The following is a 16,883-nucleotide window of genomic DNA, read 5'->3' as shown; positions in this document are numbered from 1 at the left end:
AATTTAGTCTAATCCTAAATATTCTTCTAATGTTAAGTTATTCATTACAAAGTTCTTACTATGTTCATATCCTACATATCTATAATGCCATGATTCATACTGATATCCAGTAATATCTTCCTTTCCCTGTGGATATCTTATTATAAATCCATACTTATATGCATTTTCATATAACCATTTTGCTTGTTGAGTATCTGTAAACCACGTTCCAATCGATTTACGAGTATTACTAGTCGTAAAATCAAATGCTAGTCCAGTTTGATGCTCACTATGCCCTGGAGTTGCAGAGTATCTTTTAGCTGCTTTACTGCCATCTCTCTTTACATAATAATCATGTAATGCTTCTTGTGTTTTATAAGACCTATATCCACTTTTAATATTTATAATAATACCTTCTTTTAATGCATCTTTTATCATATTTTCAGCTGCATTTAAGGCCTCTACCTCTAATTCTTTTGGTGCTCTATAATCTTTTGGAAGTCCAAACTCTTTATTTACTACTACTATATCATTTACAAATAAAGCTTGTACACCTTCTATATATTCCTGTGTAATTTTTATATCATTACTTTCATCATTTACTTTTTTTGAAATATCAATATATTTTGATGATTTACTTTCAGCTTCAATTCTGTAATCAGCTTTATTTGATATAAAATTCGCCCCAATAAAAACTATACTTATTATAGATAATACTCCAAATACTTTTTTCATATATTTCCCCTAACTGAATTATTTATAAAGTCTATATTAAAATATAAAAAAGACCCTAAGGTCTTTTTATATAAATATCATATTTTTTAGTGTATCATAAAATTCTGTATAATAACAATATATATACAGAATTTTCGCCAATATTATACATTTATAAATAACATTTTTACTAATTCATATTGTGCAAATTCTACAGATTGTATTTTTTTACTTATATCTCTACTTAATTCTCTATCAGAAGTAAAAACTTCTACATCTCCTACTAAAGCATATATTTCATTTAATATTTCAAGTAGATGATCTACCTTTATTGTCTCTTCTTTAGACTTTAATAAAACCACGCTTTTATCCTCTTGATTTTTATACACTGAGTCTATTCCCGATATAAGATTATCTTCTTTTATGTATACTACTTCACCTTGTAATTCTTTACCCTTTTCTAGTTTGCTTCTTAAATCTAATAAGTTCATTTTGATATCCCCCTTAAAAATACTTTCATACTTTATTCACGATCATGATCTTATCACTATAAATATTATTCATGTTATTAATAATTTATTCTATAAAAAAAAGATTTCACTTATTTAAGTGAAACCTTTTTTATTTTATAACTAATTCTACCGGGCAATGATCTGACCCTAGTACTTCTGTATGTATATCTGCACTAACTAATCTGTCCTCTAATTTTTTTGATGCACAGAAATAATCTATTCTCCAACCTGCATTCTTTTCTCTCGCTTTAAATCTATAAGACCACCAAGAATATATATCTGTTTTATCTGGATTAAAATATCTATAAGTGTCTATAAATCCAGAATTTAAGAAGTCTGTAAATTTGTTTCTTTCTTCGTCAGTAAATCCAGCATTTTTTCTATTAGTCTTAGGATTTTTTAAATCTATTTCTTTATGAGCTACATTTAAATCTCCACACATTATTACAGGCTTTTTACTATCTAATTTTAATAAATATTCCCTAAAGTCATCTTCCCACTTCATTCTATAATCTAATCTTTTTAATTCACTTTGTGAGTTTGGAGTGTAGACTGTTACAAAATGAAAATCTTCAAATTCTAAAGTTATGACTCTACCTTCATTATCATGTTCTTCTATATCTATTCCGTATGATACACTTATAGGCTTTATTTTAGTAAATATTGCAGTTCCTGAGTATCCTTTTTTCTGAGCATAATTCCAGTACTGATAATATCCTTCTAGCTCTAAATCTATTTGACCTTCTTGAAGCTTAGTTTCTTGAAGACAAAATATATCGGCATCTACATCTTTAAAGAAGTCTAAAAATCCTTTTGTTACACAAGCTCTGATACCATTAACATTCCACGATATAAATTTCATATGTTCCTCCTTAGTTTATTAATTGATTTTAATTTTATCATATTAATTTAACTTTTGTCATTTTATGTATTTTTATTTATATTATTTAAGATACCCTAAGTTATATTATTATAATCATACCTTTAATATAATAATATAAGCTACCATTTTTAATTTAGGTAGCTTTTACTATGTAAACTTCAAACTTTGTGCTAATTTATCTGCATCTATAGATGATACATAAACATCCGTAGCTAATTCAAACCCTCCAAAGCTATATTTTCTAGGGATTATATGTATATGAGGATAAAAGTGATCATGATCTTCTCCATTAATAGGATGTGTATGTATACATATATTAAAAGGGTTATATCCTTGCACTATATATATATTTCTAAATAATTTTTTGAAAATAATAGCTAATTCATTTAAATCACTTTCTTTAATATTTTCGAATCTTGTATTCTGTTTAAATAAAATTCGTATCTCGCCACCATATTTACTTATCTCAGGAACCATGACTAAATAGTCTTTATTATCATGTATAATTCTTTTTTCATACTTAATTTCTTCCTCTATAATATTTTGATATAATGACATTTTATATTTTTCATAATATCTTTTAGATATATTAATTTCATTCTCTACCTCAGGTGGTATTATAGATAAAGATATAATTTGTGAATGAGGGTGATTTAATGATGCTCCTGCTCTTCTCAAAAAGTTCTTAAAAATACTTACATATCTTACTTTAATATTTTTAGATAAACTTATATATCTATTTTTATACATCTTCAATAAGTATAAAAATTCTTTCTCACTCATATTATAAAAACTACCATTATGTCTATTTGTATCAATCATAACCTCATGTTCCCCATAAATTTCATCTGAGCATGGCTCAACTATAGGAAACTTATTATAAACAGACCTTACTAACCATCCATCTGCTCCTATTATTTCAAATGTAGATCTTTCTGTATGCTTTTCATTCCCTCTACAAAAAGGACAATTTTTTATATATGATTCTTTAGTCTCTATATCATTTTGAAATTTGACTTTATCCATAGGTCTTTTATTTCTATTTTTTGCAAGTACAACTATATCATTAGTAATAGGATCTCTTCTAAGTTCTCTCATATTCACACCTCTTGATTATAATGACTTATTAAACTTATTATAATTCATTTTTTACATACCTTGAATATATAAATTTTATCAATATTATTCTTTACTCATAAGCTATAATTTAAATATAAATTTTTTATAAACTTCATTTAAATTATACACTATCCTAATACTAGCATATATCTACTTTATAATGATTTTTATATCTATATCTGCTACTATTAAACTTAAGTAAAATTTTATTTAAAGGGGGGTTTTTTTATGAATTACTCAAAAAGGGTTAGCTCTATGCAATCCTCTCCTATTAGAAAGCTATCACCTTTTGAAGAAGCAGCAAAAAAAAATGGTATCAAAGTTTATCACTTAAATATTGGGCAACCTGATATAAAAACACCCAGCGACTTTTTTTATGCTGTTAAAAACTTCAATAACGATGTTTTAGAATATTGCCCATCTCAAGGTATACCCGAATTAGTATCTGCAATTCAAAATTATTATCTAAATTATGATATTAAATTTGATAAAGATGAAATATTAGTTACAAATGGTGGAAGTGAAGCCTTGCTATTTGCTATAATGGCAGTCTGTGATCCAAATGATAATATCTTAACTCCAGAACCATTTTATACTAATTATTTAGGATTTACTCAAGCGGCAAATGTTAATATTGTACCTATTACAACAACAGCAGAAGATGGATTTAGGCTTCCGTCTAAAGAATACATAACTTCAAAGATAAATTCAAATACCAAGGCAATACTCCTAACTAATCCTAGCAATCCAACTGGAACAGTTTATACTAAAGATGAAGTAAAAATGATATCTGAAATAGCTTTAAAACATAATTTATGGATAATATCCGATGAAGTTTATAGAGAATTTATATATGATGATTCTATATATACAAGTTTTGGGAATATAGATGAAGTAAATGATAGAGTTATAATAATTGATAGTATTTCAAAAAGATATAGTGCTTGTGGCGCTAGAATAGGTTCTATTGCTTCAAAAAATAAAAATTTAATTTCTCAAATATTAAAACTATGCCAAAGTAGACTTTGTGTATCAACCCTTGATCAAATAGGTGCTGTAGATTTATATAATACCCCTGTATCATACTTTAATAATATAAAGGATGAGTACAATAAAAGAAGAGACGTTTTATATAATGAATTAATGAAGGTAAATGGTGTAGTTTGTAAAAAACCACATGGAGCCTTTTATATTTTAGCAAAACTTCCTATAGAAGATGCTGAAGATTTTGCAATTTGGATGTTAAGTAAGTTCAATAGAAATAACGAAACAGTCATGATATGCCCTGCTGAAGGATTTTATTCAACTAAAAACTTAGGTAAAAACGAAATACGTCTTGCATATATTTTAAATGAAAAAGACTTAAAAAGAGCAGCCCAAATATTAAAAGAAGGATTAGAGGAATATATAAAATAAAAAACTGTAGTTAACAATTAGTAAATATTTCTTTTTGTTAACTACAGTTTTTTTAATTTAATGGCTAACTTAATTCTTGTTTACTAAGAATAGCTTGTAATGTTCCTATTGCTTCCATATACTTATCTTGCTCTTCTTCTGTTAATTTGAAAAGCTTTTCTTCTAAACTATTACTTAACTTATTCATAAAATCAGAAGCAACATTTTTACCACTTTCCGTTATAGTTATTAAATATTTCCTTCTATCAGAAATATCTTTATCCCTAACAACATATCCTTTATCAGTTAAATCGTCTACCATGCTTGTTAAACTCCCCTTTTCTATGTTTAACTTAGCACATAGATCTGTCATACTTATTGGTCCATTATTATTTACAAAAACTAATGCTCTTAGCTGTGTCTTATTCACGTCATATATACTACAGTATTGTTTTAAATAATCTAAGTAGAAACTTGAATATAACGCTGGAAACGTTTTTGAAATAAAACCTATCGTATTTGATACTATACCTTTCATAATATAATCACCCCAGATGTTTAGTTTATTAACTTTTTAACAATTAATAGTTTACATTAAAATTATCCAAAATACAATAGTTTTCCCTTAAATTATCAATAATATAAGCTATTTTTAAACTACCAAATAAAAAATAAAGAACTTATTAAATTTAAATTTAATAAGTTCTTTATTTTTTATTATTTATTTACTTTTTATGTGCTTTTTCTCATAATTTGTATACAATACAAATGCTATTACAGCAAATATAACAGGTCCTGCTATCATCATTATTGTATCTAAAGTTTTACCAGAAAATGTAGGTTCTATTATTGAAAATATATTAGCAAAAGTTACAACTATACTTACTATAACAGTAGCTACTAGTGCCGTTGTATAAGTTTTATAAACTAAAAATGGCTTGTCTACTTCACCTTTTAATTGTTTTCTCTTAAATGCAGGAAATGCAGCTGCTAAAAATACATATGGTATTGTCATTGCTACATTTGTCATTGCTATTAGTAGTGAGAAAAATTCTGCCGCTCCTTTTCCTCCAAAAGATACTAATACTATAAGTGCTATTACTATAGTAGCTTGAACTTTCATGGCATTTTTAGGCATCCCCTCATCAAGTTTTGCAAAGTTACCTGGCCATACTTCTTGTGGAGATCCTTGTATTAATGTCTTTAATGGTGAATATGTTAATGTGAAAAATGCTCCACTTAAAGCTAAGAACATAGATAATCCTGTAAATCTTGCTATCCATAAACCTATAGTTAGTGAAGTATTTGCTGATATACCAAGTGCAATACCTAGCTCATATCCTAGATTTTGCATTAATATGTATGCTACATTAGCCATATTAACACCTTCTACAGATAATACATTATTCCAGTTAGTAAATAGACCACATGCAAGTATTCCAAGTGAATATCCAACTGCTATAACTATCGCTGCTATAGTTACACCTTTAGGGAAAGTTTTTTCAGCATTTTCAGTTTGGTCTACTAGTCCTCCTAGAGCTTCAAGTCCTCCATATGCAAATATTGCATATGTTAGAAAAGAGAATATACTTATTAAACTCTGATATGCTGGATTTGGTGAGAAAGTAAAGCTTCTTACTACATTTTCTATCGGTTGAGCTAATCTTCCTTTATTTAATAACAATACAGTTAAACCACCAATTAATAAAACTATATTTAGCAATGCTATAGCTGAACCTCCAATAGAAGTTATTTTTCTTATTTGTTCTACACCTTTTGTTGATATATAGGTTACAACTATAATCCATATAACGGCTAATATACCTAAACTTTTGGTAGCATTTAATCCAAATAATGCAAATTCAGAAGTTCTATCATATCCAAATATTGCATTAGATAAAGGAACCCATATAGAAGATGATACATTTACCATCCAAACAATGTATGACGCATACCACATGAAAGTAGTTATAAAAGCATATTTTGCTCCTACAGATTTCTCCATCCAGGAATATATACCACCACTTTCATTTTGATAAGCAGCTCCATATTCAGCCATCATAAATGCATATGGTATAAAAAATAATATAGCACTTAATAAATACCATGGTATTGCTGCATATCCCATTAAGTAAAATGCTCTAGGCATATTAGCAAAACCAAATACTGAAGTAAATATCATTAATATTAATGCTATTAAAGTTAGTTTCTTATTATTGTTATTTTCTGCCATAAGTCTCCCTCCTTAGTTTTATAGGGTTACTTTTTGCATTAAATATCATTTTAATTCATATATTTTAAACTTTATTTAAAAGTGTTCTCCATTTTCATAATACTTACTCTTTTCAAAAACTGTAAAAGCTAAATCCATACTTTCTATACTTAAATTTTCTCTTATATTGTTTGTAATTATTTTAGCTACTCTGTCTTGCACCTCTTGGCCTCTATCAAACCAAGCAACTTCTACGAAAGGATATACATCTGCTATCTTACCATTTCTAATTGCTATAGACTTTATACATTCTATTTCAAAATAATCTCTTGGACATTTTACTGCCTCTACTAATTCATCTATCATCTTCTCACTTATTTTACATATTTCATTTTCATGAATTCCTCTTATTTTAATTTGTGGCATATATTAATTCCTCCTAATGTTGATTATAAAATTTTCTTTTATTATTATACTTTTCACTATCATTTCTTACAAGCATAAAAAGACCTAATGAGATTAACTCATAAGGCCCCTTTTGTTTTAATTTATACGTGTAAATCTACATCTATTCCTATACTTTCTTTAAATGGCTCTATTGCAGGTTCTACAACATCATTTACAAAATCTACAACTTGCTCTGGAGCTCTTCCTATAAAGTTTTTAGGATTCATTATAGATAATATTTCTTCTTTACTCATATTAAATGCATTACTATCTATTATTAAATCTATAAGGTTATTATCTTTTCCTTCATGCTTAACTCTATATGCTGCTTTCATAGATAATTCTCTTATAACTTCATGTAATTCTTGTCTATCTCCACCTCTTTTTACAGCTTCCATAAGTATATTTTCTGTAGCCATAAATGGTAGTTCTTCATTTATTCTCTTAGATATCATATTTTCATATACGACTAATCCATCTGTTACATTTATTCCTATTTCAAGAATAGCATCTGCAGCCATAAATGCTTGAGGTATTGCAAGTCTTTTATTAGCAGAGTCATCTAATGTTCTTTCTAGCCATTGAGTAGCTTCAACTAAAGCTGGGCTTAAAGATTCACTTATTATATATTTTGATAAAGAAGCTATTCTTTCACTTCTCATTGGGTTTCTTTTATATGCCATAGCTGATGAACCTATTTGATTTTTTTCAAATGGTTCTTCTAATTCTTTTAAGCTTTGTAAAAGTCTTATATCATTAGTCATTTTATGCATACTTTGAGCTATTCCACTTAATATACTTATTACTTGATAGTCTAACTTTCTAGTATATGTTTGTCCACTTACTGCATATGAAGATTTATATCCCATTTTATTACATATTATTTTATCTAATTCTTTAACTTTATCATGATCACCTTCGAATAAATTTAAGAAACTAGCTTGAGTTCCAGTAGTACCTTTTACTCCTCTCAGTTTCATATTTTCTATTCTAAAGTTTAAATCTTCAAGGTCAATTATTAAATCTTGAGTCCATAATGTAGCTCTTTTACCTACTGTTGTAAGTTGTGCTGCTTGGAAATGAGTAAATCCTAAAGCTGGCATATCTTTATATTTTAATGAGAATTCTTTTAAATTATTAATTAAGTTTACTAATTTAACTCTTATAAGTTTTAACGCTTCTGTCATTTGTATTACATCTGTATTATCTCCAACATAAGCTGAAGTAGCACCTAAGTGTATTATCCCTTTTGCTTTATCACATTGTAATCCATACGCTTTAACATGACTCATAACATCATGTCTAACTTCTTTTTCTATTTTTCTTGCTTCTTCAAAATTTATATTATCTACGTTTGCTCTTAATTCATCTAATTGCTCTTTCGTTATATTAAGTCCTAGTTCATGTTCACCTTCTGCAAGAGCAACCCATAATTTTCTCCAAGTCGAAAATTTAAATTGAGGAGAGAATATATAACTCATATCTTTGCTACAATATCTATCTGTTAATGGGTTAGTATAAGTAGTGTATTTGTTATCTATCATAATTATTAGCACCGTCCTTAAAATCTTATTTTACTTTTTTATTATACAAGAATATCCGAACGATAACAAGTTCTTTTTACTTTTAGTTCAGTTTTGTATTTCTAAACTAAGGCTTCTACTTTCTTTGTAAATTTATTTATATTCATCATTTTTGTTCCAACTAAAAATGTCATTAGCTCTGCAAATGGAATTGTTAACCATACACCATTTAAATTTAATATCATAGGTAAAATAAATATACCAATTATAATAAATACTATGCCTCTACATGCAGATATTACTATAGATTCTTTAGCTTTTCCTATTGCAGTAAAATACCCAGAGTAAACTATATTAAATCCATTAAAGAAAAATGTACATGCATATATTTTAGATCCCTCTATAGCCATATCTAATACATCTTTATTTCCACCTGCAAACATACCAACTAAATTCTTACCAAATAAGAATAATACAAAAAATAAAAATATACCTACAGATAGAGTAACTTTATAAGAAATTTTTAATACTTCTTCTACTCTACCAAATTCTTTGTATCCATAGTTATAACTTACTATTGGACCTATACCATCAGATATACCAAACATTATTAATGTTCCAAATTGTGAAATATAGCTAATACTTGTAAATGCTGCAATTCCTATTTCTCCAGCTATCTTCATAAAAGCCATATTAAAAACATAAGCAGTTGTCGCAATAGCTATTGCAGTTACACCTTCTGATGACCCATTATATATAACTGGCCATATTGTAGACTTATCAAAGTTACCTTTAAATATATTTACTACTGTACTTTTCTTTAATAGAGGCATTATAACTACCAAAATAGCTATTGAGTAAGACATTCCTGTTGCAATAGCTGCTCCTTTTATACCTAATTGTAATTACTTTATAAGCAGGTAGTTAAGTATTATATTAGTAAAAACACTTAGCACACTTCCTTTTAAGTAAAGTTCTGGCTTTTCTATTGCTCTATCCACAAATCCAAATAAAAACATAGTTGACATAGGAATTGCAAACATAGCCAATGTCTTTATATATAAAGATACACTTTCTAGTAATACACTATTTGCTCCCAAAATTATAGCTATATTCTTATTAAAAATCACTCCAATTGTAGTTATTATCAAAGATGTAATAATCATAATTATAAAAGAAGTTTTAAATATATTTCTAGCTTCATCGACTTTTCCTTCTCCTAATGTTCTACCTATAAAACTTAAACAACCTATACTTATTATCATACTACTTCCTATAATTAGCTGTGTAAATGGTTGAACTAAGTTTACACTAGCCATTGCATTTGCTCCTACAAAATTACCTAAAAATATTCCATCTATAATAGTTTGCATTCCACTAATAACCATGGCTATAATTGCTGGCAATGAGAATTTTATAAATAGTTTAGATATCTTATCTGTTCCTAGTATGTTTTCTGTATTCATAAACTACCATCCTTTCTTTTAATCATACTGTTTATCTTAAACTATCCAGTATGTGGATAGTCAATAATTATTTTAAATTTATAAAAAATAGACTATCTTAAAACAAAGTTTCATTTTAAGATAGTCTATTTTTTTATAATAACATCATTCCAACTGATAGTATAATCGCTGATGATATAAATATACATACTATTACTTTAGTAGCAAATTTAATCCATGTACCATATTCAACTTTAGCTATTGCAAGACCACCCATTACAACTCCTGATGTTGGTGTTATTAAGTTTACAAGTCCGCAACCTGCACCAAGTATAGATATAACTAACTCTGGTGAGAATCCTAATTTATGAGCTAAAGCTCCAAATATTGGTATAGATACACTTGCAAGTCCTGATGTTGATGGTATTAAGAATGATAGTGCAATATATATTAAAAATGCAACATTTGTAAATAATATAGGAGACATACCACTTAATGCAGATGATGCACTATTCAAAACTTGTGCGTCAAGTCCTGTACTAGACATTATAACAGATACACCTCTTGATATACCTATTATAAGTGCTACTCCGACCATATCTCCTGCACCTTCAATTATATAAGATACTATATCTTTTTCTTTAAATCCATATACTAATCCTACTAATATAGACATAAGTACAAACCACATACCCAATTCACTGAACCACCAATTACCTAGAGATACTCCAGTTAGAAAATCTGTATGAGAAAATATTGTTATTCCAAACCTCTCCCAAGGTATTACTCCAAGTACCATTACTATAAATGCAACTGCAAATATAGCCATAACTATTTTTCGTTTAGTTGTAAATTCCGGTACATCTTCTTTACCTTCTAAAAAAGCTTCTTTAGAATTTTTTAATTCATCTTTTGATAATAATGAATTTGCATTATTATCTTTAACCTTTTTTGCATATTTCATTACAAAGTATATAGATATTAAAAGTGATGATGCCCAAAGTGTTGTTCCAATTCCCATAACTATAGCTTGATTCACTTCTACTCCTACACCTTTTAATGAATCTACACTTGTTGCTACCAAGAATGGATTTACTGTAGAGCCTAGAACACCTACTCCAGCTCCAAGCAATATTGTAGCAACAGCTGTTAATGAATCAAATCCAGCTGCCATCATTGTAGCAGTTACTAAAGCATAAAATGCTAAAGTTTCTTCTGCCATACCAAAACTTGTACCACCTAATGATAATATAAACATTAATATTGGTATTAATAAAAGTTCTTTTCCATTTAGTTTTTTTACTATTTCACCAATACCAGCATCAAGTGCTCCTGTTTTAGTTACTATATTTAAAAATCCTCCCATTAAAAGTACATATACACATATATCTATAGCATCTTTTAGACCATTCATAGGAGCCATAACTACATCTGATATTGTAGCTGGAATAACTCCTGGTATAATATGTGTTATAATAGCAATTATAACTATAATAGAAAATAATATTGTATATGCTGTCGGTAATTTAATTTTTTTACTTTTCTTTACATTGCTGTCTGATTTATTTTCTAATGTAAGTTGCATCATATTCTCCTTATCTCTTATAAGTAATTTAACTATATTTATTTATACCATAATTTTGAATAATTTTAAATGGTACATTTCGACAAATTTAGGTAATATAACAGATAATATAAAATGGCCATATCTAATTAGATATGGCCATTTTATATATTTAACTATTAATAATTTAATTTATATACAGTTAACTTTTTTCTGCTTTAATGAAGATATAATTTCTCTAAGCTCAATAATATTTGGATATTCTCCCCATTTAACTATTTCTCCATCTATTAATATTATAGGTAAACTTTTATTACTTAATATTATTGAATTATTTGTATTTATACTAGTTAACGAACTTACTGACTTGTTTCTTACTATAAATTCTTTATTATTGCTAATATTCATAAGAGAACTAATGTATCTTGGTTTTTCTATAACTTCATACCTATTTATTTCTAAATAATCAAATTCTTTATTTAAATCTTCTATATATTTACTCATTTTTATTAAATCTATATCATTACTAGAACTTACTAATCCTTTAATACCATATACACTTTTTTCAAAAATCTCTATTCTCATATCTTAACCTCCTAGTATTCTTATATTTTATATAATTTACATCAATTTATTATTTCATTTTAATCTTTATTTATTTTTATACTTTTTAGATACCCTTTTATTTAGTTTTCTAACTATATTTTCTAAATATTATGAATATAAATCAAATTATATATATTCTCAAATTTAATCATATAAATCTCACTCTATTAAGAATAACAATAATAAAAATAATTACATTTATCATAACTTCGATTATAATTATCATATTATAAAATATGTTTATAGGGTTGGAGGTAAAAGATGAAAAGTATCTCTAAGATAAAAAAAGTTTTTACTTACTTATTTATTTCATTATTTATATGCTTAATTTTAACTGTTATATTTCTTGTACATTATAATAATAAAATTAGTATTGAAAGTAGTAATTTTCAAGATAGGTATGATGCCTTAGTACGAGAAAATGAAGCTTTAGAATCAATAAATAGTGGACTTAAATCTAAAATAAAAGAGCTAGAAAGTAGTGCTTGTAATAGTAATAAAAATACCTCCTCTAAAGAGTTAACAAGCTTAACCGAAGAAAATAAAGATCTAAAAGAAAAAATTAATAACCTAGAAGAAGAAAATACCCATTTACATGAACAAATTCATACATCAAGTGATAATATATATGAGACTAATAATTCTAATGAAAATTAAATAAATAAAAGAGATTGAATTTTAATCAAAATTCAATCTCTTTTATTTATTTCTTATTTATACTTAAGTGCTCACTATTAGATAAATAATCTATACTTTCACTATCCACAAAATTTAGTACATGTTTATATCGTATAGCATAGTACTTGTCACTCCATCCAAGCTGATTTTTAATATCCTCTTCATCTGCTCCAAGTCTTAAGCTTATAGCTGCATATGAGTGTCGAAAATCTTTAGCTGAATACTGAGGAAGACCTGCTAAATCTAAAGCTTTATGAACTATTAATCTTACATTTCTATCTGTTATAGAATTGCTTTTTTGAGTCGTAAATACGAAGCCTTCACTAGGAAGTATAACCTCTGGTAAACCAGAGTAATCTCTATAATCCTCTATCAATTTAAAACAATAAGGATGAAGCTTAACTACTCTTTCTTTCTTGCCTTTCCCTAATCTTACATATGTATTATTTTTTTCATCCATAAGTAAATCTTTCCATTTTAAGTTAACAAGCTCGTTTAGTAAGCATCCTGTTGTTGCTAAAAATATCATTATTACTCTATCTCTTATATTTAATTTAGGGAGTATTTCTACAAGTTGATTTATTTCTTGAATGCTAAGTACATCATCTTTAGTTTTAATTCTACTTACTTCTGGCTTTTTTACATAAGTAAATGGGTTAATTTCAATATACTTATTCTTATGCATAAAATTATAAAAACTATGTAAATAACTATAAATCTTCTCACTTGTAGATTTTGCATAACTATCTTTTACATATTCAATAAAATTGTGACAATCATATTTATTAACATCAAGTAAGTCTTTTTCTTCTAAATAAACTTTCATTAATATTACTTTTGATAAATAATCATGTTTAGTCGCAGGATTAAGTTTTTCTGAAAACTTATTAAATATATAAAACTCCTTCTCACTTAAAATAGTGTTATTATCCATAAATCCTCCTTTATTTCTATTACTATAAATATAACATTTTTTCTTTTATCTTGAATATATTTCTTATTGTTGATATACTTTTATTTAGTGTTTTTACAATTAAAAGTGTAAATTATAAAAAGCATCCACTTATTAACTAAATGGGGCTAATGTTTATTTGGAGGTAATAAAATATGAACGAATTTTTCGAAATTCTTAAAGTTATTATTTTAGGTATCGTCCAAGGTATAACTGAATGGTTACCAGTAAGTAGTACAGGTCATATGATATTAGTTGATCAATTCCTTCAACTAAATCAATCTAAGACTTTTGTAAGTACTTTCTTAGTAGTAATTCAGTTTGGTTCAATCCTTGCTGTACTTATGATATTCTTTAAGAAATTAAATCCATTCGACTCATCAAAAACTAAAACTCAAAAGAGTGAAACATTAAGCTTATGGGCAAAAGTTATCGTTGCTATAATACCATCAGGTGTAATTGGTGTATTATTTGAAGATAAAATCGATGAATTATTCTTCAACCCAACTACAGTTGCTATAGCTCTTATTGTCTATGGTGTTATAATGATAATGCTAGAAAATAGAAACAAAAAGCCTAAAGTTTCAGACTTCAGTCAACTTACATATAAGTTAGCATTAGGTATTGGTCTATTCCAATGCTTGGCCCTTATACCTGGTACATCTAGATCTGGGTCTACTATAATAGGTGCTGTACTTCTTGGTACATCTAGATTTGTTGCTACTGAATTTTCATTCTTCTTAGCTGTTCCTACAATGCTTGGTGCTAGTGCACTTAAACTTTTAAAAGCAGGATTTAGCTTTAGTGGATTTGAATGGGTACTATTAGCTACTGGTTCTATAGTTGCATTTGTAGTTTCTGTATTTGCAATTAAGTTCTTATTAGACTATATTAAAAAACATGACTTCAAAGCATTTGGATACTATAGAATTGTTCTTGGTATAATAGTTCTTGGATACTTCTATTTCACTGGAGCTGCTATGGTATAAATATTAAAAATAGAAACCTAGCATCAATTGGTTGCCAGGTTTCTATTTTTATTGTCTAGAATTAATTAGTAATTTAATTAAATCACTACCATCTTCATTCAAAGTCGTTATTATACTTAAATATTCAGTTGCTCTATTTATTGCTAAATATATTTTATTTAAATCCCCCACAAAATCATTTATTTGATAATCTTGTTCTTTATCATTTATAGTTTGATTATATAACATCTCTAATTCACAGAAAATTATAGCCTTATACTCTAAATTTTTAATAGAAAATATATTTGATATTGTCACTCCACTTTTTTTACTTAAATTGGTAAGAGTATCTTCTGCATAAATATATTCTATTTCTCTTTCTTCTAAAGCCTTTCTTATTAAATATTGGAAGTATATAGTTTTTCCATTTTTCAACCTTTTTTTATTATATGGATATACTATAGCAATATCAGAATAATCTAATCCTTTTTGTTTTGTAAAATATTCAATTTCCCAAAGTATAGCACTTAATTGCTCATCTAAATCACTTACTTTTACTATATCTACTACCTTACCTTCTTTTAGTACAGGATTAGTCCTTGTAAATATTTCTTTATTTAAGTTAGGTCTAAGCACTTTTATATATTCATTTGAATTTTCTACAAACTTATTTGTAAATTCAATTAGCTCTTTTGATTGCCTATAGTTTTTATCTAATATTATTTCTTGTCCAAATTCTAAGTTTGTAAAAGCTGGCTTAAATATATTTAAATGATTCGATATATTTAAGCTTTCACAGTAAAATACATTAAATATATATTTTGATTTGTATAAAAATTCTCTTATAAACTCTACTTCATTATTAGAGAAACTTTCTACTTCATCTATAAAAATTCCTTTAAACATATTTTTATTTTTTATTATGTTTTTAGCTTGTTTTATTAAGTTATTAAAAGCTTTTTCATAATCAGTTTTCAACATATTATAATCTACAACTAAATTATATTTCTTAGCTAACTTAAAAATAAATGAACTAAATGTGTGTACTTCTAAGTTATTATTGTCTTTATAAAGAAGATTCAAACTTTCTATCAATTCATTTCTAAGTTGCTTTGTATAAGTAAATATCAAAAACTTATGATGTGGATATACTCTTGCTAATTTTATAGCTCGAGCTAACATAATTGATGTTTTTCCACTTCCTGAACCACCCTTAAATATGGTGTTTCCATAATATACTGAAATAGCCTTTTCAATTTGTTCTTTTTCTAACATTGCAGCACTATATTTATATTCATCATTATAAAAAGAAATTTTCTTAAACTTATCATTAATATGTAGTCTATTATTTAACAAATAATATTCTGGACATATATCTAATAATAATAAATTTAATTCTACTTCATTATTTATTCCTTTTAAATATTTATCAAGGTTACTTTTGTCTTCCTTTATTTTCTCTAATTTATTTTTATCTATAATATTATTATTTACAAAATCATCAAATCCACAGCTATCTTCTATTTCTACATAAGGCATAATAAATACATAATTATAATTTATATTTTTATTAAATTGATTCATCTTTAATTTCATAGATTCATATTCTTCATTCATAACTTCTAGTAATTCTTCTTCTAGAATAAAGTATAAATCCTCTGTAGTATCCATAAACTTTATAAATAAAATTTGATTATCTTTTATATAAAGTAAATCTGTATTAATCCCTTTAAAAGGAGTAACTTTAGGAACTATATTAATATTCTCTTGTATATTTTGGTAAAAGGTTTTTTCAACTTCTTTTAACTTTAATGCATCTAGTTGAGAGTTAATATTTACGTATTGGCTCACATTGATTCCCCCTTTATTTTATAATAAAATTATAT

17 protein-coding genes are annotated in these 16,883 nt (G+C 26.6%); 3 read left to right on the top strand and 14 right to left on the bottom strand.

Annotated features, from left to right (window positions below):
* Nucleotides 1–3: 3 nt before the first annotated feature.
* The 4 genes from I2A66_RS02005 to galT all read right to left on the bottom strand — a co-directional run bounded on the left by I2A66_RS02005 (nt 4) and on the right by galT (nt 3,186).
* A complete protein-coding gene (locus tag I2A66_RS02005; RefSeq protein WP_122639590.1) occupies nt 4–714 on the bottom strand; it encodes a M15 family metallopeptidase in 711 nt (236 codons plus the stop codon).
* 143 nt (nt 715–857) lie between these two features.
* Complete coding sequence (locus I2A66_RS02000; protein WP_147515502.1) at nt 858–1,184, bottom strand: hypothetical protein; 327 nt, start codon at nt 1,182–1,184, stop codon at nt 858–860.
* Between the two features lie 130 nt (nt 1,185–1,314).
* Nucleotides 1,315–2,067: an exodeoxyribonuclease III gene (locus I2A66_RS01995; protein ID WP_147515503.1), complete on the bottom strand. Its 753-nt coding sequence runs from the start codon at nt 2,065–2,067 to the stop codon at nt 1,315–1,317.
* A 168-nt stretch (nt 2,068–2,235) separates the two neighbouring features.
* The gene (galT, locus tag I2A66_RS01990) at nt 2,236–3,186 is read right to left on the bottom strand and encodes a galactose-1-phosphate uridylyltransferase (protein ID WP_122639593.1); all 951 of its coding nucleotides are present in this window, start codon (nt 3,184–3,186) and stop codon (nt 2,236–2,238) included.
* Between the two features lie 249 nt (nt 3,187–3,435).
* On the opposite strand from galT, the gene I2A66_RS01985 reads away from it, so the two are divergent.
* Nucleotides 3,436–4,623, top strand: coding sequence for a pyridoxal phosphate-dependent aminotransferase (locus I2A66_RS01985; RefSeq protein ID WP_147515504.1), 1,188 nt, complete (start codon nt 3,436–3,438; stop codon nt 4,621–4,623).
* Between the two features lie 64 nt (nt 4,624–4,687).
* On the opposite strand, the gene I2A66_RS01980 is transcribed toward I2A66_RS01985, so the two are convergent.
* The 8 genes from I2A66_RS01980 to I2A66_RS01945 form a co-directional block, all read right to left on the bottom strand.
* On the bottom strand, nt 4,688–5,140 hold the full coding sequence (locus I2A66_RS01980; protein WP_147515505.1) for a MarR family winged helix-turn-helix transcriptional regulator: 453 nt from the start codon (nt 5,138–5,140) through the stop codon (nt 4,688–4,690).
* A gap of 183 nt (nt 5,141–5,323) precedes the next feature.
* Complete coding sequence (gene yjeM, locus I2A66_RS01975) at nt 5,324–6,835, bottom strand: glutamate/gamma-aminobutyrate family transporter YjeM (protein ID WP_122639596.1); 1,512 nt, start codon at nt 6,833–6,835, stop codon at nt 5,324–5,326.
* 75 nt (nt 6,836–6,910) lie between these two features.
* Nucleotides 6,911–7,240, bottom strand: coding sequence for a DUF1904 domain-containing protein (locus I2A66_RS01970; RefSeq protein ID WP_122639597.1), 330 nt, complete (start codon nt 7,238–7,240; stop codon nt 6,911–6,913).
* Between the two features lie 122 nt (nt 7,241–7,362).
* Nucleotides 7,363–8,805 (bottom strand): adenylosuccinate lyase, encoded by a 1,443-nt coding sequence (gene purB / locus I2A66_RS01965; protein WP_122639598.1) that lies wholly within the window; start codon nt 8,803–8,805, stop codon nt 7,363–7,365.
* A gap of 101 nt (nt 8,806–8,906) precedes the next feature.
* Nucleotides 8,907–9,650, bottom strand: a complete 744-nt coding sequence (locus I2A66_RS01960) for an MATE family efflux transporter (protein ID WP_195250843.1) — start codon at nt 9,648–9,650, stop codon at nt 8,907–8,909.
* A gap of 39 nt (nt 9,651–9,689) precedes the next feature.
* The gene (locus I2A66_RS01955; RefSeq protein ID WP_195250841.1) at nt 9,690–10,250 is read right to left on the bottom strand and encodes an MATE family efflux transporter; all 561 of its coding nucleotides are present in this window, start codon (nt 10,248–10,250) and stop codon (nt 9,690–9,692) included.
* Nucleotides 10,251–10,383: 133 nt separating this feature from the next.
* Nucleotides 10,384–11,814 (bottom strand): YfcC family protein, encoded by a 1,431-nt coding sequence (locus I2A66_RS01950; protein WP_122639601.1) that lies wholly within the window; start codon nt 11,812–11,814, stop codon nt 10,384–10,386.
* 171 nt (nt 11,815–11,985) lie between these two features.
* Nucleotides 11,986–12,378, bottom strand: coding sequence for an arsenic metallochaperone ArsD family protein (locus I2A66_RS01945; protein WP_147515508.1), 393 nt, complete (start codon nt 12,376–12,378; stop codon nt 11,986–11,988).
* Between the two features lie 282 nt (nt 12,379–12,660).
* On the opposite strand from I2A66_RS01945, the gene I2A66_RS01940 reads away from it, so the two are divergent.
* Nucleotides 12,661–13,056 carry a hypothetical protein gene (locus I2A66_RS01940; RefSeq protein WP_122639603.1) on the top strand — a complete coding sequence of 132 codons (396 nt, stop codon included), beginning with the start codon at nt 12,661–12,663 and terminating at the stop codon, nt 13,054–13,056.
* Nucleotides 13,057–13,102: 46 nt separating this feature from the next.
* Here the strand turns inward: I2A66_RS01940 and I2A66_RS01935 are convergent, their stop codons facing one another.
* Nucleotides 13,103–14,011, bottom strand: coding sequence for a tyrosine-type recombinase/integrase (locus I2A66_RS01935; protein ID WP_122639604.1), 909 nt, complete (start codon nt 14,009–14,011; stop codon nt 13,103–13,105).
* Nucleotides 14,012–14,184: 173 nt separating this feature from the next.
* Between I2A66_RS01935 and I2A66_RS01930 the strand changes: the two genes are divergently transcribed.
* Nucleotides 14,185–15,018 (top strand): undecaprenyl-diphosphate phosphatase, encoded by an 834-nt coding sequence (locus I2A66_RS01930; RefSeq protein WP_122639605.1) that lies wholly within the window; start codon nt 14,185–14,187, stop codon nt 15,016–15,018.
* 48 nt (nt 15,019–15,066) lie between these two features.
* Here I2A66_RS01930 and I2A66_RS01925 read toward each other — a convergent pair whose 3' ends face one another.
* On the bottom strand, nt 15,067–16,848 hold the full coding sequence (locus I2A66_RS01925; RefSeq protein WP_147515509.1) for a UvrD-helicase domain-containing protein: 1,782 nt from the start codon (nt 16,846–16,848) through the stop codon (nt 15,067–15,069).
* Nucleotides 16,849–16,883: the final 35 nt, after the last annotated feature.

The organism is Romboutsia sp. 1001713B170207_170306_H8, from assembly GCF_015550495.1.
Classification (GTDB): domain Bacteria; phylum Bacillota; class Clostridia; order Peptostreptococcales; family Peptostreptococcaceae; genus Romboutsia_E.
This window is presented reverse-complemented; position numbering and strand designations above follow the sequence as displayed.